At 43.8% G+C, this 22,365-nt stretch carries 18 protein-coding genes and 2 pseudogenes; 6 read left to right on the top strand and 14 right to left on the bottom strand.

The genetic code is table 11. The features are described 5' to 3' along the window. Positions 1-86: 86 nt before the first annotated feature. From MJ595_RS05545 to maoP, 3 genes and pseudogenes are all read right to left on the bottom strand, one after another. Positions 87-2,126 (bottom strand): flavohemoglobin expression-modulating QEGLA motif protein, encoded by a 2,040-nt coding sequence (locus MJ595_RS05545; protein ID WP_263081472.1) that lies wholly within the window; start codon positions 2,124-2,126, stop codon positions 87-89. Next, positions 2,110-3,144: pseudogene (locus MJ595_RS05540) on the bottom strand (glutathione synthetase). Before MJ595_RS05540 ends, MJ595_RS05545 begins: the two are co-directional and overlap by 17 nt. A gap of 17 nt (positions 3,145-3,161) precedes the next feature. Continuing rightward, a complete protein-coding gene (gene maoP / locus MJ595_RS05535) occupies positions 3,162-3,515 on the bottom strand; it encodes a DUF413 domain-containing protein (protein WP_263081471.1) in 354 nt (117 codons plus the stop codon). 117 nt (positions 3,516-3,632) lie between these two features. On the opposite strand from maoP, the gene MJ595_RS05530 reads away from it, so the two are divergent. Further along, entirely contained in the window at positions 3,633-4,514 is an 882-nt protein-coding gene (locus MJ595_RS05530) for a LysR family transcriptional regulator (RefSeq protein ID WP_263081470.1), read from the top strand. Positions 4,515-4,785: 271 nt separating this feature from the next. Here the strand turns inward: MJ595_RS05530 and glmS are convergent, their stop codons facing one another. Together glmS and glmU are read right to left on the bottom strand one after the other, a co-directional pair. Next, positions 4,786-6,618 carry a glutamine--fructose-6-phosphate transaminase (isomerizing) gene (gene glmS, locus MJ595_RS05525; protein WP_263081469.1) on the bottom strand — a complete coding sequence of 611 codons (1,833 nt, stop codon included), beginning with the start codon at positions 6,616-6,618 and terminating at the stop codon, positions 4,786-4,788. Between the two features lie 31 nt (positions 6,619-6,649). Continuing rightward, positions 6,650-8,029: a bifunctional UDP-N-acetylglucosamine diphosphorylase/glucosamine-1-phosphate N-acetyltransferase GlmU gene (gene glmU / locus MJ595_RS05520; protein WP_263081468.1), complete on the bottom strand. Its 1,380-nt coding sequence runs from the start codon at positions 8,027-8,029 to the stop codon at positions 6,650-6,652. A 325-nt stretch (positions 8,030-8,354) separates the two neighbouring features. Between glmU and MJ595_RS05515 the strand changes: the two genes are divergently transcribed. Continuing rightward, positions 8,355-9,095 (top strand): TrmB family transcriptional regulator, encoded by a 741-nt coding sequence (locus tag MJ595_RS05515; protein ID WP_263322464.1) that lies wholly within the window; start codon positions 8,355-8,357, stop codon positions 9,093-9,095. Positions 9,096-9,110: 15 nt separating this feature from the next. Here the strand turns inward: MJ595_RS05515 and MJ595_RS05510 are convergent, their stop codons facing one another. Both MJ595_RS05510 and MJ595_RS05505 read right to left on the bottom strand, forming a co-directional pair. After that, positions 9,111-9,461 carry a hypothetical protein gene (locus MJ595_RS05510; protein WP_263081467.1) on the bottom strand — a complete coding sequence of 117 codons (351 nt, stop codon included), beginning with the start codon at positions 9,459-9,461 and terminating at the stop codon, positions 9,111-9,113. A gap of 10 nt (positions 9,462-9,471) precedes the next feature. Beyond that, positions 9,472-10,692, bottom strand: a complete 1,221-nt coding sequence (locus tag MJ595_RS05505; protein WP_263081466.1) for an NAD(P)/FAD-dependent oxidoreductase — start codon at positions 10,690-10,692, stop codon at positions 9,472-9,474. 293 nt (positions 10,693-10,985) lie between these two features. Here MJ595_RS05505 and MJ595_RS05500 point away from each other — a divergent pair, with 293 nt between their 5' ends. After that, positions 10,986-11,780, top strand: coding sequence for an outer membrane protein OmpK (locus MJ595_RS05500; protein WP_263322463.1), 795 nt, complete (start codon positions 10,986-10,988; stop codon positions 11,778-11,780). Between the two features lie 138 nt (positions 11,781-11,918). Beyond that, the gene (locus MJ595_RS05495) at positions 11,919-12,674 is read left to right on the top strand and encodes an ion channel protein Tsx (RefSeq protein WP_263081465.1); all 756 of its coding nucleotides are present in this window, start codon (positions 11,919-11,921) and stop codon (positions 12,672-12,674) included. Between the two features lie 128 nt (positions 12,675-12,802). Here the strand turns inward: MJ595_RS05495 and deoD are convergent, their stop codons facing one another. The 3 genes from deoD to deoC form a co-directional block, all read right to left on the bottom strand. Further along, the gene (gene deoD / locus MJ595_RS05490; protein ID WP_263081464.1) at positions 12,803-13,510 is read right to left on the bottom strand and encodes a purine-nucleoside phosphorylase; all 708 of its coding nucleotides are present in this window, start codon (positions 13,508-13,510) and stop codon (positions 12,803-12,805) included. 260 nt (positions 13,511-13,770) lie between these two features. Continuing rightward, on the bottom strand, positions 13,771-15,000 hold the full coding sequence (locus tag MJ595_RS05485; RefSeq protein ID WP_263081463.1) for a phosphopentomutase: 1,230 nt from the start codon (positions 14,998-15,000) through the stop codon (positions 13,771-13,773). 125 nt (positions 15,001-15,125) lie between these two features. Beyond that, entirely contained in the window at positions 15,126-15,905 is a 780-nt protein-coding gene (deoC, locus tag MJ595_RS05480) for a deoxyribose-phosphate aldolase (RefSeq protein ID WP_263081462.1), read from the bottom strand. A gap of 876 nt (positions 15,906-16,781) precedes the next feature. On the opposite strand from deoC, the gene MJ595_RS05475 reads away from it, so the two are divergent. Next, positions 16,782-17,732: a LysR substrate-binding domain-containing protein gene (locus tag MJ595_RS05475; protein ID WP_263081461.1), complete on the top strand. Its 951-nt coding sequence runs from the start codon at positions 16,782-16,784 to the stop codon at positions 17,730-17,732. A 17-nt stretch (positions 17,733-17,749) separates the two neighbouring features. On the opposite strand, the gene MJ595_RS05470 is transcribed toward MJ595_RS05475, so the two are convergent. The 4 genes and pseudogenes from MJ595_RS05470 to MJ595_RS05455 all read right to left on the bottom strand — a co-directional run. Beyond that, on the bottom strand, positions 17,750-18,193 hold the full coding sequence (locus MJ595_RS05470) for an L-alanine exporter AlaE (RefSeq protein ID WP_263081460.1): 444 nt from the start codon (positions 18,191-18,193) through the stop codon (positions 17,750-17,752). Positions 18,194-18,620: 427 nt separating this feature from the next. Beyond that, complete coding sequence (locus MJ595_RS05465) at positions 18,621-19,817, bottom strand: hypothetical protein (protein WP_263081459.1); 1,197 nt, start codon at positions 19,815-19,817, stop codon at positions 18,621-18,623. A gap of 105 nt (positions 19,818-19,922) precedes the next feature. Continuing rightward, positions 19,923-20,576, bottom strand: coding sequence for an IS630 family transposase (locus tag MJ595_RS05460; protein ID WP_263322427.1), 654 nt, complete (start codon positions 20,574-20,576; stop codon positions 19,923-19,925). Further along, positions 20,498-20,845 (bottom strand): annotated as a pseudogene (locus MJ595_RS05455) (helix-turn-helix domain-containing protein); the annotation flags it as partial. The gene MJ595_RS05460 and the pseudogene MJ595_RS05455, both read right to left, overlap by 79 nt. 133 nt (positions 20,846-20,978) lie before the next feature. Between MJ595_RS05455 and MJ595_RS05450 the strand changes: the two are divergent. Next, a complete protein-coding gene (locus MJ595_RS05450; protein WP_263078002.1) occupies positions 20,979-22,346 on the top strand; it encodes a transposase in 1,368 nt (455 codons plus the stop codon). Positions 22,347-22,365 lie beyond the last annotated feature (19 nt).

The following is a 22,365-nucleotide window of genomic DNA, read 5'->3' as shown; positions in this document are numbered from 1 at the left end:
AGATATTCTCTCAAAGCATCATTGTCAAACAAGAAGTTAAGCCATTTTATTGTGGCTAAAGCCTATGCAACGCGACCGACCCAAGCCTAAGAGGCCAGAGATAGCCTTTCAGACAACCCCGTTTGTGACGGGGCAGGTTTAATACATGTCATCAAATAATTGAGTTCAACAGGGCTTTCCACAGGTTGCTTCAGATATTCGGGGTAGTATTTTGGAGCTGTAACCCACTGGCGTGAAACCAGTTCATTTATGATATCCAGATATTCAAAACCTGTTTTGCCTATATAGAGATTGTCTATGCTACACTGTTTAACCAACTCCAAAGCCCTGCTGACACCGCTTAGATAAAGGTGATCCTTGGTAAAACCGCCTCCCCGATGAACCCTTACAGCCAGATTGAATGCCTGATTCTGAGACAACATATGTTCTTCATGGAGGTAACTGAATGTGTGCCTGAAATCATTGCGCCTGATCATTTCCCTGACTGCCAGCACTCTTAGTGCCAGAACTTTCAGTCGCTTCAGTGAGAAATTGCCGGACTGGAACTCATTTAAAATGGCAAGACCTTCCTGGGCATAAGTATTCCCGGGCAAGCCCAGTGCAAATACTTTTAACTGCTGGCTACTGGCATTCAGGGTGGTAGCCATATGAACCCCAAGCTCATGGTTGATCAGGGCACGAATTTCACGTTCAGTCATTTGCAAGTTGGCACTAATCTGAACCGTTTTTTTGTTATTCAAAACCATTGCCGCTGCTGCCAGCCTGCTGCTTTTTTCGACCTTGCAAGGCATACCCCATTGCTCTGCCGCTTCCCTGAACATGGCAATAGCCAACTCTGTATTAACGGATAAAGGCGCAGGTGCTTCCTGCTCAGTGGCATGAAGGATGAATTGAGCATTGCCATTGTCAATGGCTCCAGGCTCACCATAGTATTTCAGTGACTCATAGAGAAAACCCGGCTCACCCGCTTTAACCAGTAAATCGATTTTTTTTCCGTAACTGTCAATAACGTCACGGTAAAGTTTTTGAACTCCCGGATCCCGAATGGCGGCAACTGGCAGACGGTATAACTGCTCCCGAAACAGGTAAGGGTCTATATCCAGCTGGCGATAAACAAATGTCGGGCTAACACTGCCATTCGATTTAAAAAACTTTTTCCGTTCAACAGCAATATTGATCGGATTAATATAATGAAGGGTTTCCAGCCCTCTGGCCAGCTGAAAAAACAACCTATCCACAGTTATTACTGCCGGATCCATCTTCTCAGAAAGCATGTCTGCCTTTTTCCGGTAACGCTTACGAGAAAAACGTCGGGAGAAAAAGGCAGAAACATCTATCAGTGTATTCTTGAATTGTTCTACCAGCGTTTGCATTACAAGCGGGTACACTTCACCCGTGAGTTCATCCATATAGATTTTTTTAACTTCTAATGGCAACACCAGGCTATTCTGAAAGCGGCTGTTAATATGGGCAGCCATATAACCCCGACCATAAAAGACAGTATTCTCACGTGCGGTGACAGGCAAATTTGGCAGCTCAATTTTATTCAGCTGTACTAACAGACGATTAATTACCGGCTGCCAGCGGTCGGTATCAAGCTGCTCAGTACCTAAGTTAAACGTAGGTGTGTCCGGTTCATCCCGGCGCAGATAATTATACGAATGCACATCAAAGATAACCGAAGACCCAAACTGTTCATTCAGTGATTGCACCAACTTATCCAATACCCGATAGAATGCCTGATGCTTATCAATACTTTTCCGACGATCTTTAGCTCCAGGCTTGGCGTGCCATACGTTCTTTCCCCAAGCCTTGTTATAAATACAGGTGGCAATGGGCCGGTTCAGGTCATATTCATAGCGAGAGTCATTGCCAATCAATGTGACTGGCATAGCCTGGATCATCTGGCAGGTGTATGAATCTTCCTCATAATAACGCTCAGACTCTGATAAAGCGCATTTTGGATGAAGCCCTTTTCGAAGACGACTACCAGCGTGTATAGCAGTACAAATGGCTGGCACATAGGAGTCAATCTTCAAAAAGAAGCTGCCATCCAACATTTCGCATTCGAACAACTCCTTTGCATGAATGCGATCAATAATCTGTTGTTCAGAGAGCTTCAGCATCTTCGATTGCCTTCCGAAATGCATTCTTGCGTTCGATCACGACTTCTCTGGCCAGAACCACATTTTCAACAAAATCCATGATGGGTTTTTGTAGCTTGGTACGATTGAGTCTGTTGATCCGTGAAATACCGCCAGGACTCAATACATTAACCTCAAGTAGTTTGCCGTTAATAACATCTAGTCCTACCAGATACAGACCGTCACGAACCAGCTGAGGACCAAGCGCTTTACAGAGTTCCTTTTCTTCTCTGGTGAGTTGATGTTTCACCTCTTTACCACCGGCGGAAATATTGGAACGGATATCTTTATTCGGTGGGACTCTTTTCATGGCTCCTATAGATTCACCATTAAGCATCAGTATTCTGACATCACCCTCTTCTGCTCCCTCGATAAACTACTGGAGAATGACATAATTGCCCTGTTCACCACCTATATAAAAATCGAGTAGAGACCTGAAGCTCTGCTGGGCACTTTTCTCAACAACTATAACGCCCTGACCACCATAGCCATTTAAAGGCTTCATGATCATTTTTTCAGTGTTGGACTCTTCCAGCACCTGCTCCAGATATTCCTGACTCTTTGACACATGGGTGGCGGGAATAAAGCGGGCAGCATCACCACTGAACGAAGCAGGGTACAATTTGTTATTGGCAATTCTTAAACCATCCAGATCATTCATGATGAACACATCATTTCTCACTGAATCCAGAAAATTCAGTGCTGTTGTATCCAAAGGCGGATTTGCCCGCATAATAATGGCATCAAAACCAGCCAAAGGCAGCTTACAGCGCTTGAACTCTGCACTCTTATAAAAAGCAGGTATATTGCCGCTGACCTTTTCCGTCTTTCTCAGGACATTGCAGAATGCGTATGGAACAGTATCCCTGATTGTTAGATTGTGTGCAGTAGTAAGAGCGACCGTCATACGGCGGCTGGCCGCTTCGTGAATCAGTCTCAGGGTACTGTCGGTTTCTGGGTCGATACGATCCCATGGATACATAAGAAAACAGATTTTCATTTTTACAGCAGCAGCCATTAATGGTCCAAATCATCCACCAGGAAATCACCCTGCTCCTCTTTACTGCTCACCGGTCCACAGCCAAAAGGTGAAACAGAGGGTTGCTTTTTTGTTTTTTCACAAAAACGTATCCATGCCTTTTCATGGTCTGTAGTCGCTTCCCGCTCACCACGACAAACGGCTAAAAAACACATTTCCTCTTCATTCGATGGTGCTCGCAAACCCGCATGCAAAGCCTGGTAAGCTTTTCCATGACACTCAAGAAGCTCTGCATGGGTATGAATGAACTCGCCACTACGTGCAATACCGTAAGGAAAATGTTCATTCGGATAAAACCTGGACTCTGAGTAAAAAGAAATTTTCTTGGTCATTTCGATAGAAATTTATAATCGTCAAACTATAGGTTTCTATTTTTATTCACAAGATTAAGTTAGTAAAATGGGAAAATTTTGTCATTATCAATTAATAAAATTAATCGAAAAAATACCATGAATACAGATCTTTTAAGAACCTTTATGGAAGTAGCCAAAACAAGGCACTTTGGTCATGCAGCAGATAACCTTTATTTAACCCAGTCTGCGGTCAGTTCGAGAATCAAACAGCTGGAAGAGCTTTTGGGAGTCACATTATTTACTCGACAACGAAACAATATACTGCTCACTCCTGCTGGAGAACGCCTGCTTCCCCATGCTGAAAACCTTCTCGCATCTTGGCAATTAACTGTTCAGGAAATAGGTATTCCTAAACAACAAAATCTTCAATTATCTCTTGGTGGAACGTCAAATCTATGGGACACCTTTCTTAAATCTGTATTACCGAAACTCTGTGAACAGTTTCCAAACACCTATTTACGGACAGAGATCAATCCGCCCCAATATTTGATTCGGGCACTTCTTGGTGGAAGAATTGACATTTTTGCCACCCTGGATGCGCCTACCAATATTGATCTTGATTCTAAAAAGATCGGCTCACTTGAATTAATAATGGTTTGTAACAGTCCTGATCAAACACTCGAGGAGGTGCCTCAAATCGGGCATGTATTTGTTGACTGGGGGACTGCGTTCAATCTGCAGCAGGCCCGGCTGTTTGCTGAGCCTGTCGCACCCATTTTACATACAGCACAAAGCCACATAGCTCTGGAGTTTATCCTTAGCTATAAAGGTGCGGCCTACTTACCAAAAGCCTTTGTGGAAAGTTACCTGGAAAACGGTATGTTATTTCCCGTTAAAGGTACTGAACAAATCAGCCAGGATGTTTACCTGATCTATTCAAAAAATACTGACAAGGCTCATGCACTCAATCCTATAATTAGTTTCTTTGAAGAGCTTGATATAAAACCTGATATGTCTGTCCAATTAATAGAGAAATAACCAGCATATAAAAAGATCAAAAAAGCAGATCCAACGATCCCGCTTATGATAAAGGCGGGTTGGCTTAATAATTATAAAACCACTATCGTGTATAAAAATTCAGAGGGAAATAGCGTTTTCCTAATCCAAAATCAAGCCCTTCAGAACCTCCAACGTCCTAACTTCTTTTTGACTGAAGCAATATTCATGTTTTGCCACATCACACGAGAGGCTTCAGTGTAAGGCCTGTAACAGGCCATACACCTGCCCTCTATCGTTTTAAAACTGCTTTTTATTCAACCGTCACAGACTTAGCCAGGTTTCTGGGTTGATCCACATCCGTTCCCTTAATCACGGCTACATGATAGGAAAGCAGTTGCAGAGGGATGGTATACAGAATGGGTGCCACCACTTCCGGCACTTCATCCACAGGCAATACTTTTACACCTTCACTGGCCACCAGTCGTGCATGACGGTCGGCAAAGACATATAAAAGTCCTCCTCTGGCTCGAACCTCTTCCATATTGGATTTCAGTTTTTCCAGCAAGTCATTGTTAGGAGCCACCACAATAACCGGCATATCACTGTCAATCAGGGCAAGGGGGCCATGCTTGAGTTCACCCGCAGCATAGGCTTCTGCATGAATATAGGAAATTTCCTTGAGCTTTAGCGCTCCCTCCATGGCAATGGGGTATTGGGTTCCCCGGCCAAGGAAAAGGCTATGGTGCTTTTCAGCAAACTCCTGTGCCATCGCCTCAATATCAGAGCTAAGTGCCAACGTATTATTGATAACATGAGGCAGCTCTCTCAGGGCCTTTACAATATCTTCCTCTTGCTGCTCTGTCATACCGGTATAACGGCCAATTGCAGTGACCATCATCAGCAGGGCTGTTAACTGGGTGGTAAATGCCTTGGTCGATGCAACACCGATTTCAGCACCAGCACGGGTCATAAAGGCAATGTCAGACTCGCGAACCATAGAGGAGCCTGGTACGTTACAAATACTCAGGCTGGCCATATAGCCTTGCTCCTTGGCCAGCCTGAGAGCAGCCAATGTGTCAGCGGTTTCACCGGACTGGGAAATGGTGACAAACAGGCAGTCTTCCGGCACAAAGAACTTGCGATAACGGAATTCCGATGCAATCTCTATACGACAGGGGATTCCTGCCAACTCTTCAAACCAGTAACGAGCCACCATCCCCGCATGGTAACTGGTACCACAGGCGACGATTTGCACACAACGTGTTCTTTCCAGTATGTCGGCAGCCGCATTACCCAGAGACGACAGGTTCAGGCGTTGATCACCAAGCCGCCCCTCCAGGGTGTTGGCAATGGCTTCAGGCTGTTCATGTATCTCCTTGAGCATATAGTGACGATAGGGGCCTTTATCCCCGGCATCATGCTCAACATCACTCTCCCTCGCTGGACGCTCAACAGCCTGACCATCAATATCAAGAGTGCTTACAGAGGTTCTGGTAACTTCAGCCACATCCCCTTCTTCCAGGAAAATGAACTTGCGGGTTACCGGGAAAAGAGCCAGCTGGTCAGAAGCTATAAAGTGCTCACCAATACCCACACCAATCACCAGAGGGCTGCCTGACCGGGCAACCACCAGGCGCTCGGGATCCTTGCGATCCATCACAACCATGCCATAAGCACCTTCCAATTGCCGTACAGCTTTCTGTACAGCTTCCAGAAGAGATTCGCTGGCTTTAAGCTCATGGTTAACCAGGTGGGCAATAACTTCTGTATCCGTATCCGAGTCGAATGGATACCCTTGCTCGCTAAGAAAACGTCTTAAAATTTCATGGTTTTCAATAATACCGTTATGTACAACAGCAATATTTTCGCCAGATACATGTGGGTGTGCATTTCGCTCACTGGGTTCGCCATGGGTTGCCCAGCGAGTATGGGCAATACCTGTGCCGCCGTGGACCGGGGACTCCTTAATAGCCTCACTGAGCTCTGAAACCTTGCCAGCCCTCCTCAGTCGATTCATGCTGCCATTGCCATCTATAACAGCTACTCCAGCCGAATCATATCCGCGATATTCAAGACGACGAAGACCTTCTACAAGAATAGCTGCCACATCTCTTTGCGCTACAGCACCCACAATGCCACACATAATCTGTTCTCCGTTATTACTTCTGACAGCATTAATTTGCTTGTTTAACTGGTCGACTCCAGCCGTTTATATTGCGCTGACGACCACGAGCAACAGCCAACTCTTGTTCAGCAACATTTTTTGTAATCACAGAACCGGCTGCTGTAGTGGCGCATGCGCCAATAGTAACCGGTGCAACAAGAGAGCTATTGGTGCCAATAAATGCACCATCACCAATCACTGTCTTGTGTTTATTAACGCCATCGTAATTACAGGTCACTGTACCAGCACCAACATTGACATCCGTTCCAACCTCGGCATCCCCAACATAAGTCAGGTGATTAACTTTAGAACCTCTGCCAATGGTTGATTTCTTGATTTCAACAAAGTTACCTACCCTTGCTTTTTCTGCAAGTTCAGCACCAGGTCTCAGGCGGGCAAAGGGGCCAACCTCACAGTCTTCTGAAACGATGGCATTCTCAAGAATCGAGTGCGCCTTAATAACAACACCGTCAGCAATTTTAGAGTTTCGAATAATGCAGCCCGGTTCAATAACAACATTACTGCCCAGGGTCACCTCGCCCTCCAGTACTACATTGATATCCAGCAGCACATCCCTGCCAACTGAAATCTCTCCACGGAAATCAATACGGTGAGGATCAATAATAGTCACTCCCTCCGCCATCATGACCTCAGCACACTGCTTTTGGTATTGCCTTTCCAGACTGCTCAGTTGCAAGCGGCTATTAACACCCTGCACCTCGGTTAGTTTCCCTGGCTGGGCATGTACCACTGTAGCTCCTTCACTAACGGCTTTTGCCACAATATCTGTCAGATAATATTCTTGCTGGGCATTTTCGTTATCAAGGCCAGAGATCCAGTCATTTATACGGTGACCCGGGATAGCCATAATGCCGGTATTCACTTCATCAATAGCCAGCTGTTCCGGGTTTGCATCCTTTTGCTCTACGATGGCCTGGATATTCCCCATGGCGTCACGAACAATCCGGCCATAACCCGATGGATTGGGCATATTCACCGTTAAAAGAGCCAGATGCTCACCATTACAGGCCGCTGCCAGCAACTGTAATGTGGTGGCATTAATCAGTGGCACATCACCGTATAAAACCAGAACAACATCCGCTCCTTCGAGACCCGGCAGTGCCTGCTTAACGGCATGACCAGTACCCAACTGCTCCGTTTGTTGTACCCAGTTAACAGTATGATGGCGCAATTTCTCCTGAACCTGCCCTGCACCATGGCCTATGACCACATGAATTGCACCTTGCCCAACCTTTTGCTGAGTCTTTCTTGCAGCACTAATAACGTGCTCCAGCATAGGCTTCCCGGCAATAGGGTGCAAAACCTTGGGCAAACCGGATTTCATTCTACTGCCTTGACCAGCAGCAAGGATGACTATATCTGTTCTCATGGATCTGTTCTCTGGAATTCTTTACCTAAACTTCTATTTCTTGACTGCAAATAAAGCAAAACCAACGGATTAAAGAAGCTCAAAATACTATTTATTTTATCTTTTCCAAATCCAATGGGCGGGCATTCCTTTTGCCACCAGCCTCTGAAATGTTGCCTATTCGGCCACTTTTGATTTTACCAGGGCATTGCAGCCTTTACCTAAAGGGTTTAGCTGTCAAATAATAAAAGGATGGACTTTAGTGACAGTCCCCGACAATATAACGCCTAGATTATTACCCATTGAAGAAAATACAAGAGCTCTTGTCATAAGATTATTGACAATAATGAACCTGGATATACTTGAACAGCTGGGACTTAGCCAGCGAGAAATCAGCATTTACCTGTCTCTTCTAAAGCTTGGAACTGCCTCCATCCGGGATATTGCAACCAGTGCTGATATTAACCGTGGCACCACCTACGAAACCCTTAAGGAGCTTGCCAGTAAGGGCGTTGTCAGCTATTTCCCGAAAGGAAAGCGCAGAGTCTTTTGCGCCGAACCACCGGAGGTTTTACTGGAGCTGGCCAAGGAAAAACGTCAGGCTCTTGAGCAGGGCATAGAAGAAATGAAAACAACCCTGATCCCCCAGCTTAATCACCTGAAGCCTGACTTTAACCCTGGCAATGTCCGTTTCTATGAAGGCGATACAGGTATAGAGTTTGTACTCAAAGATATTCTTAATACTGTGGAGCAACAGGAGAACAAATCCTACAATGTCTTCTCCTCTAAACTGATTCGTCAGCATCTCTATCGTCCATTTCCAAACTATACCCAGCAGAGAATACGTAGGAAAATAAACGTCAGGGTTATTGCTATTGGCGAAGGGGGAGAGGATGCTGAGTTATCTGAACGAAAATGGATAGACGCCAAGGGTCATATAGATGCCAGCTATATTGCAATCTATCCTCCAAAGGTTGCTATGATCTCCCTGGCCTCCAGGGATTACCCTGTCGCTGTAGTCATTGATTCACAGGAAATTGCCACCGCCCAGCAAATTATTTTTGAGACACTATGGAATACTCTTTAAACGATGTGATGACGCTTAAAATACCTGAATATCACTGATATCCGCTCTAAGCAAAGACTCGTTTCCCAAGTCAAAAGCGGCTACAGCAATATACAGCTCAAAAAAAGACTGCAACTGTCTATGATCCAATGGCTCCGGCCATTGGCTGCGATCTTCAGTCCACACTGACAATTCATTTTCCAGTATTTTCCGGGACTGCTGGCTAATATCAGCCAGCAGCGCTTCCTCTGTTTCCTGTTCATTCAAAAGGTAGGCACCACCTTCAAATGACCAGTCTTCCGGTAACTCGGCTCCCAACCCTGTTGCCCAGTCTATAAAGGCTTTCCTCGGCTTAAGGGTAACAACGCAGCGGTTAACAAATTTCATTTCGCAGTTCCTAAACATGAAGTCCGGCACAATAACCCGAAGCCCAGGCCCACTGAAAGTTAAATCCACCTAAATGGCCTGTAACATCCAACACTTCTCCCACAAAGAAAAGTCCTGGCTGAAGTTTGCTCTCAAAGGTTTTAGAAGAAATTGCATCGGTAGCAACTCCGCCTAATGTCACCTCTGCCTTTTTATAACCCTCAGTTCCTGTCGGTTGTATTTGCCAGTCTTCAAGTTCCTTTGCGACTTCTTCCAACTCTGCCTGGCTAAACTGTCCCATTATTTTTTTCCCTTGAGTAACCAGAATGCCCAGGGAGCCATATTGGCAAAGCGCCTGGGCCAATCTTCGAGTCAGGATGCTTGCCAAAACAGACTGGAACTCTGCTTTTGGGCGATCATTTCTTGCCAGATTCAGCCAATGGTCAATCTTACAGTGGGGTAACCAGTTTATAGAGATAGTGTCGCCTTTTTGCCAAAATGAAGAAATCTGTAAGATGGCTGGCCCACTGAGTCCTTTATGGGTAAACAGGACATTTTCCCTAAAGCTCTGCCCGTTACAACGAGCCAATACATCAGCGCTTACACCCGAAAGTTCTGCAAAATGACTTAACCAGCTCTTTGAACAGGTCAATGGAACCAGCGCTGGCCTTTGCTTTACCAGACAATGACCAAATTGTTCCGCCAGCTCATAACCCAACCCTGTGGCTCCCATGGTTGGGAATGACAATCCTCCGGTAGCCACCACAAGAGAACTGCCGCTCAATTTGCCAAGGGATGTATTTAATCTATAGCCATTTTCTACTGGTTTTATAGCCTGAAGTGATGTTTTCAAGCGAATGGTTACACCCGCTTCTTTACACTCTTCAATCAACAGGTCAACAATATCCCTGGAACGGTTATCACAAAATAGCTGACCCAGTTTTTTCTCATGCCAGGCAATTCGATACTTATCCACAAGCGCCTGGAAATCCCACTGTGTATATCTTGCCAGGGCTGATTTGCAGAAGTGGGGATTTTCTGAAAGGTAGTTATCCGAAGTTGTGTATAAGTTGGTGAAATTACAACGCCCTCCACCGGAAATCAGGATCTTTTTAGCCATCTTATTGGCATGATCAATGACCAAAACTTTTTTACCGCGCTTTCCGGCAGTTAATGCACACATCAATCCTGAGGCACCAGCCCCAATAATAACCACATCGTATTCAGATAGATCCGGCTGGCTTATAGACATTGTTAACAGTAGCCCTGAGGTAATTTAAAGTAACGCACTATAGTCAGAAATACACAGCTAACCAATCAGTATTTATATGCCCAAAAACTTAATATCACTCACCAAATAAAACAATTTATTACTATTTAGTAATTCTCCGACTATCCATCTAAACTTTCCCATAACAAAAACACGACACCTATTTTATTACTTATCATTTTTAACATCTATTGTCGTTTATTAAGTATTGAGGTATTAAAGTGGATAACATCTTATATAGAAGGTCATTACTATTATGTGGTTTTCTTATACCTGTGGTATTCAATCCTGTTGAGGTACTGGCTGAAGACTATAATGATGATCTACGAAAGAACGACTATAAGTGGCTTCAATTTAACCTGATGTATGCATTGAAGGAGTTACCAAGAAAAGAGTCTGATCACTCCGGGCATGACTATCTTGAAATGGAGTTTGGTGGCCGTTCAGGATTTTTTGATCTATACGGCTATGTAGATATATTTAATCTAAATAATCATAGTTGTAGTGATAAAAAGGATAAGGAAAAAATCTTTGCCAAACTTGCCCCAAGGTTTTCCCTTGATGCTATTTCTGGTAAAGACTTTTCCTTTGGTCCGGTTAAAGAGCTTTATATCGCAACTTTATTTAACTGGTCAGGAGGGTATGAAAAAAACAGTGAGTATGAACCTGTCAATAAGTCTTTTTGGGGATTAGGCTCCGATATTATGGTGCCCTGGCTCGGAAAAACAGGTTTTAACATTTATGGTTTATATGACATAAATAAGAAAAAATGGAATGGCTATCAGGTTTCAACCAATTGGTTCAAACCTTTTTATACCTTTAGTAACAGCAGCTTTTTATCTTATCAGGGCTATATTGACTATCAGTTTGGGGCTAAGGACGAGTTTGAGGGAAACTCACAAACCAATCATGGAGGCTGTATATTTAGTGGCTTGTACTGGCATTCTGAACACTTTGCAGTGGGCTATGGATTAAAGCTTTATAAAGACATCTATCTGATCAAAGATGACAGTAAGGTTCTTAAATCAACGGGTACAAGTCATTACTTTGATATTACATACAAATTCTGATTCCTGATGCTGTTATTTGGTATATGGTTAATAAATTCCCCTCTCTCCCAAGGATTAACCACTATATTAATATCGCCATAAATCCTATACGTTAAACCCCCATAAGTTTCCAGATAAATACATAAGGAAAGAGGTCTTATGGGGCTTTTACGAAACACGACAGTTGTCGCTACTATACTATCCGCTGGATTCTCTTCTATTGCCAGCTCTGACTATCAATACGGTTTCGGCAACGTTAGTATAAATCGTCTTGATTGGTCCAATGGCACAGAGCACCGCTCCGGAAAAAAAGATTTCACCTATTTAGAGCTTGAAGGGGGGGCTGGATTTAGTTGGGGAGAAATTTACGGCTTTGCCGATCTGGAAAACCCTCATAAAAAAAATGAAGAGGAGGATGGCGATGGCCGTCGTACTGCATTAAAAGGAACCATTCGCTATTATCTTGGTAACACAGGGTTTAACCTCTATGGTCATATTTACGATACTGAAAGCCATGGTTTTAGCGAGCAAAATCGGTTATTAGGTATTGGTTATAATTATCAGAATGATAACTTATTCTTTAAGCCTTTCCTTGCTGCAAATAATACTCAAAGTACCTTCTTTAGTGGTTCGAATGGTTATGTTGCCGGCTGGGTATTAGGGTATAACTTCAAGTTGGCAGATCAAGACTTAATGCTAACTAACTGGCATGAATATGAATTTAACCGTTCCGAAGACTATAGCAAGAACGAAGATGGCAGTGGGGAAAAGAATGGTGTTAATGGTGCAGTAGCCCTTTGGTGGAATGCCACTAACCATATTACTGCTGGCATACAATATCGTTATGCCGATAATAAGCTGGGTTCAAACTCTTACCAGAATGCTATGATTTACTCCCTGAGATATAACTTTTAAATAATAAAAACGTATTTTCATGGCTTCCATTAAGGAAGCCTTTTACTTTTATCTATTTAATAAAAGTTTTCTCTAATAAATCATAGATACCTGAATGATCTACTCCATGAGCTTATGAAAGATCCAGGCTAATCTATAAGAACAGAACTCAGGGCAACATCAATCATCTCATTAAATGACACTTGACGTTCTTCAGGTGTCAGATGCTCACCCTTACGAATATGGTCACTGACCGTACAAATCGTCAGACCCTTAGCACCGTATTCCGCACACTTTCCATACAAACCTGCCGCTTCCATATCTACCCCGAGAATACCGTACTTTTCCATGATATCGAACATTTCCTCTTCAGGAGTGTAGAAAAGATCAGCAGAAAAGATATTGCCCACCTGAACAGGCATCTCTTTGGCACGGGCGGCCTTTATCGCTTTTTCCATCAAGCTAAAATCCGCAATTGCAGCAAAGTCATGGTCTTTAAAGCGAATCCTGTTTACCTTGGAATCCGTGCAGGCTCCCATAGCAATGATGATATCTCTTAATTCAACATCTTCCGAAATAGCACCACAGGAGCCAATGCGAATGATTTTATCCACACCGTATTCGGTAATCAGTTCTTTATAGTAAATCGAAGCAGAGGGAATTCCCATACCCGATCCCATTACAGACACTTTTCTGTCTCTGTAATAGCCGGTATATCCAAACATGTTGCGGACATCATTAACCAGCTCAGCCCCTTCCAGAAAATTTTCGGCAATATACTTGGCTCTCAGGGGATCACCTGGCATCAGGCAAATATCAGAAAACGAACCCGGCTTGGCATTAATATGGGGAGTCAATGGTTACACCTCGGAAATAACGGAAAAAGCCTTGGCCTGGTAACGAAATTGACAAGTAGAACTTTTACTCTCGTTCCCAACGCCCTAAGGGTATCGCAACAGTCTGGAACAGACCTGGCGCCGCCATCCTTTACAGAGATGACGACGGAAAAAACTCAGACTTTCGCGATAACCTTGAGAGCCTGGTAACGAGTCAGGAACCCGCCCAACTCATTGAAACCATATATAAGCCAGAGCTAATATCAATGATTGTATTGAAATTAATTCAGGAAGGATTTGCCATAGTCCATGGCTTCAAGCCCAAAGTAGCTTGCCAGGCTTTGGCCAATATCAGCAAAGGTCTCTCGCTTGCCGAGGAATCCGGAGGGTACTTTTTTACCAAACACCAGAACAGGGATATATTCGCGGGTGTGGTCAGTGCCATGCCAGGTGGGATCACAACCATGATCTGCGGTAATCACCAGAACGTCATCCTCCTGCATTTTCTCCAGCAGTTCGGGAAGACGGCTATCCAGATATTCCAGGGCTCCTGCATATCCTGCCACATCACGACGATGGCCGTAAGCAGAGTCAAAATCCACAAAATTGGTAAAGACAATGCTCCGATCACCTGCGGTATCCATCGCCTTCATGGTGGCATCAAACAGCGCAGGAATACCGGTTGCCTTAACTTTGCTGGTGATACCCTGATGGGCAAAAATATCAGCGATTTTACCGATACTGATCACTTCACCACCGGTTTCAACCAGTTTATCCAGAACGGTTGGGGCAGGGGGAAGCACAGAGTAGTCCCGGCGATTGCCTGTACGTTTAAAGTCACTGGCATCTTTGCCAGTGAAAGGACGCGCAATGACTCGACCAATGTTATAGGAATCAAGTAATTCACGGGTTATCTGGCACAGTTCATACAAACGATCCAGGCCATAACTCTCTTCATGGCAGGCAATCTGGAATACACTATCAGCTGACGTATAGACAATTGGCTTGCCTGTACGCATGTGCTCTTCACCCAGCTCTGCAATGATGGTTGTTCCTGAGGCATGGCAGTTACCCAGGACACCCGGTAGATTGGCTTTCTCTACCAATGCATCCAGCAACTCCTGAGGGAAGCTGTTGCTATGATCGGAGAAATAACCCCAGTCAAACAGCACGGGAACACCCGCCATTTCCCAGTGGCCACTGGGTGTGTCCTTACCACTTGAGATTTCGCTGGCAAAGCCGTAAGCGCCTTTAACCTCAATGCCGGTATCCATTCCTGCCGGAAATGCTCCAGAGGACTCCCGGGCAGCATGCACTAACCCGAGGCTGGATAGGGTAGGTAACTTCAATGGACCTGTACGATCGTACTCCTGTCCATCATCAGCACGGCCTTCTGCACATGCTTTAGCAATACTACCAATGGTATTGGACCCGGCATCACCAAACTTGTCAGCGTCATCCGCCGCACCGATGCCAAAAGAATCCATTACCAGAACGACTGCTCGTTTCATAAACGGCACCTGTTCAAAATTCATAAGATTTACACAATATTACCCAGAATCTTTCCCTATGGAGACAGTGAAAAGTACCTAAATGCAAAAAAACTGGCCGAATTTACATCATTTTTTAACGACATTTAATAACCTGAGGTGTCTTCTTTTCCGCTTTTTAACCCCAAAGTCACTAATAAATTGCCCAACAGGCTACTGGCTCCAAACCGGTAGTGGCTGCGGTCAATCCAGTCTTCCCCAAGGATTTCCTCGGCTAACTCAAGATGGGCTGTCGCCTCTTCAGCTGTCCGAATACCTCCGGCAGGCTTAAAGCCAACATCCGTTTTACCACTATCCCGAATGGCCTCCAGCATAATCCGGGCAGACTCAAGTGTTGCATTCTGTTTTACTTTGCCTGTGGATGTTTTGATAAAGTCTGCCCCGGCATTGATACAAATATCACTGGCCTTGCGTATCAATTGAGTGTCTTTTAACTCTCCGGTTTCAATAATGACTTTTAGCAGAGCCTTGTCTCCACAGGCTTCTTTGCAGCAGCGAACCAGCTCCCCACCGATAGAGTCATTTCCGGCAACCAAAGCACGGTATGGGAAAACCACATCCACTTCATCTGCACCAGCTGCTACGGCTGAGCGGGTTTCTGCAACAGCCTGACTCACATCCTCTTTCCCATCAGGGAAGTTAGTGACAGTTGCAACCGTCATATCATTCAACCCCAGCTCTGCCAGTGTTTTTTTAGCAACAGGCACAAACTGTGGATATACACAGACTGCCGCAGGATGTCCTGCTTCTGTTTTTGCCTGTTTACACAGCGCAATAATGGTTTCTGGCGTGTCGTCTTCGTTCAGAGAGGTAAGATCCATTAACTGCAAGGCAAGACGACAACGCTTCAGGATATCAGAGGTCATGATTCAACCCTTTTCAGGTGCCAGCCTAGTACATCATTTCAATGCAATTGATAGGTGATATTTTTTCCTCTCGTTCCCGGGCTCCAGCCTGGGAACGGGACTGCATGTCAAGGGCATTGAAATGATGCACTAATCAGAGATCATGTCGCTGGCAGTTTTAAAAGTATATATTAGTCAAACCAGCGGATAGGAAAAGTCTATAGATACAAAAAACCCCTGTGATAACAGGGGCTTTTGCTGATCATCCACCTGAGTGAGTAGCATAGCTACTGACTCAATCGCCCTCATTCAAGCTTATGAGACTACAAGAACAGGCAACAGGAGTAGTCCATTCGCTTTGACAAGGTTGCAGTATTGGTTCCCGCCAATACCACCGGTTTAAGCGAGGGCGTAATACTACAAAGGACTTGAGTCCGGGTACAATGACAATATTTGGATGAGCATTCACTTTTTTTGACGACATAATGAACAGACAGATTCTTGATTTCCAGGTTATCCGGTGAGCGAGAAACCAGAAATAAAAAAGAGCATTATTTCTCCCTTTTAACAAAGGTACTTGGCATTAATATTTAATTGTATATGTTAGGGGCTGTTGACGTTTGCTCGTGTGCTCAGCCAAAATCAGCGGTTTTGTGGCTAGACGCAGTAGCGCAGGAATACTCACGTCTTTCAAGCTACTGCAACGACGACACAAAATCGCTGGTTTTGGCCCTTCGGGTGGCTCGTAAAGCGGCTTTCCGACTGCGTTGGACTTGCTTGACGTAGAATAACTATGCCTGCACCAGTCCGCCTTGCGGAAAACCGCTTTACGAGTCACTGAGCTCACGATCAAACGTCAACAGCCCCTACGGGCAGCACCAGAATTAAGTACTAGAAATGATTCCTACGGAAACCCTTGAGATTGTACGGGCTGTTGCCCACTTTCGGAATTTTACAGCAGCCGCTAAACACCTTCACAAAGTACCTTCAGCGATAAGTTATACCGTTCGCAAACTGGAAGACCGGTTGGGAGTGCAGTTGTTTCTTCGCGATAGCAAACGGGTTCAACTGACCCCGGCAGGCGAGCACTTTATCAAGCATACTGCCACTCTGTTAAAGTCTCTGGAAGACCTTGAAAGCAGTACCCGCCAAATGGCATCAGGGTGGGAAAAAGAATTATGCATAGCCCTTGATAATGTGGTTAACCAGGGCAAAATCTATGATCTGATCAGCGACTTGCAGGATGTACGCCCTGAAACAGAGTTGGTTATAAATACGGAAGTGTACAACGGCTCATGGGATGCTCTTTTTCATGGTCGTTGTCAGTTAGTCATTGGGGCTCCCATCACCATTCCAGACACCATCCAGGGTAATGAGCGGTTTGCCTGGCGCTCAATGGGACCTTTATCCTGGGACTTTGTTGTCTCCCGAGAACACCCATTGGCTACGATCGATGAAGCCTTATCGCCGGAGATGCTCCATGAGTTCCGCTCTATCTGCATACAAGATACTTCTCGTGTATTCAGTAAAGGCTATAACTTGTTACTGGATAATCAGCAGGTATTGATGGTTCCCAGTTTTCGAGCTGCCATTGAGTGTTTGTTAAGGGGACTTGGCGTTACCATCTTACCCAGCCACTTCGTCCAGCCCTATATCGAACAGGGCCTGCTGGTGAAAAAACAGGTTAATGCGCTTCAATATAACGATGGCTGCCTGTTGGCCTGGAACCAGGAAAATATGGGTAATGGCCTCAAGTGGGTACTTGACTGGCTGGGTTCCGAAAGCTGGCTTAATAAAATCTGGCTCCAACACGACCCCAGCCGTGCAATAGGCTATCATGTGCCCTGATTCACTCTGAATCCTGTTTATTTATTATTCAAAGCTAGTCTGGCTGGAATTCCCACCCTGCTTCGGCAAAACTCCAGCCACAGGCCATAGGGTCGTCCCAAAACAAACAGGGCTGCCAGTTGGCTTACTGATGCAGTCCCAATATCAGACCAGGAACTGCCTGCAACAAGAAGGATCACAACATAGAGTGGTAACTGAAAGCTGATATAAGCCACTATATCAGAGCAAACCCCCTGCAGGGCCTGACCAGGAACCCACCGGCTGACAAGCCTTGTGATGAAATCACGGTACATACCATAGGGGCGTGCCGTGCCCAGGTTTACTGGAATGCATAACATTCTGGAAATCAGGGACTGAATCAGGGTAAACCCGGCAATACCTACCTCAACCATCATGCCGGTAACAAAAGTAAAGGTCATCAATGCCAACGTATCAGCAATAAAACTACGGGAGATTTTCATTGGGAGCGTCACTGCCACTATTTTTCAGTCTGTTTTCATTAATTTGTATTTAAAATACTAAAATGTTTTATCAATCTGATTATTTTCAGAAGAAAAACCTATTGACCAATAGTCTGTATTTTAATCAGTACAAATAACAACCGTAGTAAACCTGGGGAGTTCTTCCTCCCAACCGCCAAAGGACAGCATCAAATAATACAGATTTTGAAAAGATGGCCATGGCAGGATACCAACAACCTGAGTATTGATAGATACGCTATTTTTATTGTTTTTCATTACAGAGAGAATAAGCACTAGCCCTTATTGACAATCAAGAGCTTTTCGCTCTCGTGTTCAACTATTTAATAGAATAAATTTTCACTATTTATAGATGAAAGAGTTGTTAGCTTAAAAATAAGCTAACAACTTAAAAATACTATATTATCTATTATTCATTTGAAAAACTGGAAGAGTCAACTCTTTTCCTTTTTCGATTAGTGATATTATCTTCATTAATTCCAGATGATTTATTTTTACTATCAGTTTCTGAAAATCCCAATATATCAGCAACTATATCGCTCTGGCTAGATTCAGGAGATTGATTATCAGATTCGAAATCATATGAAGGTTGTTTCTGGCTTGGTTCTATATAATCTTTAGTTTCATCAATTCTTTCTTCATATTCCTCATTTTCATCAGATGATTGATGTTCTGGCTTAATCTGTTGAGTAGCTGGTAGATAGCCCTCTCCTTCATCTTCATCACTACCACTTCTTTCTTCATATTCCTCATTTTCATCAGATGATTGATGTTCTGGCTTAACCTGTTGAGTAGCTGGTAGATAGTCCTCTCCTTCGTCTTCATCACTACCACTTCCTTCTTTGTCTTCCTCACTCTCATCCGAGTACTGATCTTCTGTGTCAACCTTTTGAGTAGCTGGTAGAGAGTCCTCTCCTTCATCTTCGCTATCTTCTTCATTGATACACAGGTCATAGACAATTTGAAATCCGTCCTCTCCTGGAATATTTTCTTCCAGTCTGGCGAAGAATTCATTTTTTTTAACATCCAGGTTTACAGTTAGATTGAAAGCATCAGCAGATTCAGTAGAACCTACAAAATCACCATATAAGACGCAAAATTTTGCCAGGTCAATACTATCTACCTGTTCATCTTCTCCTTGATAGAATTCTTTATACCAGACCTGAAACCTTCGAGCCTTGCCTTCTTTATTCATTATTAACAGCCGAGGTTCATTTGAATCAGGTGGCGTAGGGTTTTCCTTCGTACCACAATTGATCTTCTCTGAAAAAAATTGTCTCTCAAGGTCTATTGTCAAAAAAACAACCTTATCAGTGACTTGAATCCCAGGATCACTGACTAGTTTTGAAGAACTGTGTTCATCTTTATAAACAACAACACTATCATCATCCATAACTATTTTATCAACCATTTTATAATAAAATACCTCTTCACCTTTACCAAAAACTAAATCAGCACCATCATCTTTATCTATAAACAAATATTTAAAATCTTCATATTGATCAGAATCAAATAAAACTTCATACACAAAGCCAGCATGTGCTTTACTTAAAAAAAACACCATCACCATATAAAAGGATAAAAAACAAGATAGTTTAAATTTCATAACAAAAACAGCCCATTAAAAAAAACAATGTTAAGAAAAGTAAACTATTAACCACTTTTATTTTTTTTCAAGTTATAAGTAGTGTATAGATTGCTTTCGAATAATTTAACCATCCAGTCGGACAGTATTAGAAAATGAGATCATATACTCCTCTCCAAATGAAAAAAGCACCCGTTCAACTTCTTTTTCAAATTCCGCAAAGCTCTTGATTGACAAGAGGTTGAGCCATTCATACTTTATTTTCCTCCACAGGATTTCAATCAGGTTGAGCTCAGGTGAATATGTTGGCAGAAAGCAGACCAGCAATTTCTTTTCAATCATCCAGTCATCAATTCTGGCACAAAACTTTTTGCTGGTGTGAATGCTGGCATTATCCACCATAACTACCGTGTAACGATCATTTGAGCTGTATTTTTCATCTGCCATTTTCTCTGCAAAGTCATCAAAGGCCGCAATCACCGTATCGCTATTCACTGAACCCACAACAGGATAATGAAATAGCTCACAGCTTCGGTTCATAAACCCCAGTACGTTGATGCGTTTACTTTTGACTGATGGTATTCTGAGCTGCTTTCCTTTTTCCTGCCAACCGTATGGCACACAAGGTTCCTGGGTAAAGCCGGACTCATCAAAATAAAATAAATTGATTAACCCTTTGCTCTCGGCTTCCTGGGCATCTTTCAGAGCAGTTTTACAGTCATGGAATTGCTCTTCGTCCCGTTTATGTTTGCATGATTTACGGAGTCTTTTGTAAACCAGCCCTGCTTTTTTACAATGTTTGCCAGAGTAATTTTTGATGAAGATTTACCGGTTTCATCCTCGATCTTGGATTTGACATACGATAAGCGACGAGGCTCTTCAGCCACTAATTCTTTTATGCGTTGCACTTCGGATTCGTCATATATGCACGGCCTACCGCCACCATGCCCCTTGTACAAGGCACGAATACCATATTCTTCCCAATCATCAATCCACTGAGAAGCAGTTTGATATCTAATTTCAAGTATTTCGGCAATTTGCTCAAGGGTAAAGCCACAGCTATTCCCGTGACATCAATTAAATCACTGCAACAGCAAGGCTTACAGTAAATTCCAAATGGAGTGATTTCGCACAAAATAACGTCTACTTTTGATAGGGATACTTTATCAATGGCTGTCTCTCATGGCTTATCCATTCCAAAAAAGTCGTAAGCATCTTTGTGCAAACAGTTTAATTACTACGATTTCTGAAAGTTATGAGCAAATTCCAGATGTCCGACCAAACAAGGATTCCAGAAAAATAACAATACATGATGCCTCCATGTCCGCTTTTGCCATGATGCATCTCAAGTACCCATCGCTCCTCTCGTTTGAGCGTGATAAAACAGAGCAAGAAGTAAGGCATAACCTTGAGCACCTGTATCAGATAAAAAAACGTGCTCCCTGTGATACCAGTATGCGGGAAATCCTGGATCCAATAGATCCCGTAGAGTTCAAAAAGCCTTTTAAGACATTGCTGTCTAACGTCCAAAGGGGCGGATTACTGAAGGCATTCGAATTTCACTGCGGGAACTTGAAAAATCACTACTTGCTCCCGATCGATGGAACTGGGCTATTTTACTCCTGCAATAATAAAAAACCTTGTCAGGAGTGCTGTACTAAAAATAAGGGAAAGGCCAACGAAGCTCACTACCACCAGTTAATGGCAGCATGCATTGCTCACCCGGATCAAAAAACAGTCTTGCCATTGGCACCGGAAGCCATAGTTTGCCAGGACGGTTCGACCAAAAATGACTGTGAAAAAAATGCCATTAAACGGTTGTTTGCCACCATACGAGAGCATCACCCACGTCTAAAGTTCGTTATTCTTCTGGACAGTCTTTATGCTGACAACCCCACTGTCCAACTGATTAAGAGTTATGGCTGGCATTACATCATTGTCGCGAAAGATGGCAACCATGCCTCGCTGGTTGAAGCGATGGATGAGCTGGATAAAGAAGGAAAAGTTCACCGTGCTGAAAAAGTTAATGAAGAGACTGGAATTAAGTGGTGGTTTCGCTATGCCAATGACGTCAGGCTGAACAAGGCAAAATATGCAGAACAGGTTAATGTGCTTGATTTTGTCGAAACCGATAAAAAAGGTAAACAGCATATCTGGTGCTGGGTGACTGATATTCCGCTTAACGAAGAAACCATAGAACCCGTCATGAAAGGAGGGCGCTGCCGATGGCATATTGAGAACCAGACGTTTAACACCCTGAAAAATCAAGGCTACGATCTCGAACATAACTACGGTCACGGTGAGAAGCACTTAGCCACAAATCTGGCCTATCTGACGATGCTTGCTTTTCTCGTAGATCAAATACAGGAACTGTGCTGTCCCCAGTTTCAGGAAGCTTTAAGAACCCGCTCAAAAGGAGTCCGTATAGCATTATGGAAATGGATACAGGGCTATTTTTTGCATTGGCTGATAAAAACGTGGGAGGGGCTTTTTTACACAGTAACTCATGGTATTGAAGAGAAAAGGGTGATTCCATTCGATACATCATAACCGGCCATATCGTAGCTAC

The organism is Endozoicomonas sp. Mp262 (assembly GCF_025643335.1).
In the GTDB taxonomy this organism is placed as follows: Bacteria; Pseudomonadota; Gammaproteobacteria; order Pseudomonadales; family Endozoicomonadaceae; genus Endonucleibacter.
Note: the sequence above shows the minus strand (reverse complement) of the source record. Positions and strands in the feature narration are given on the sequence as shown.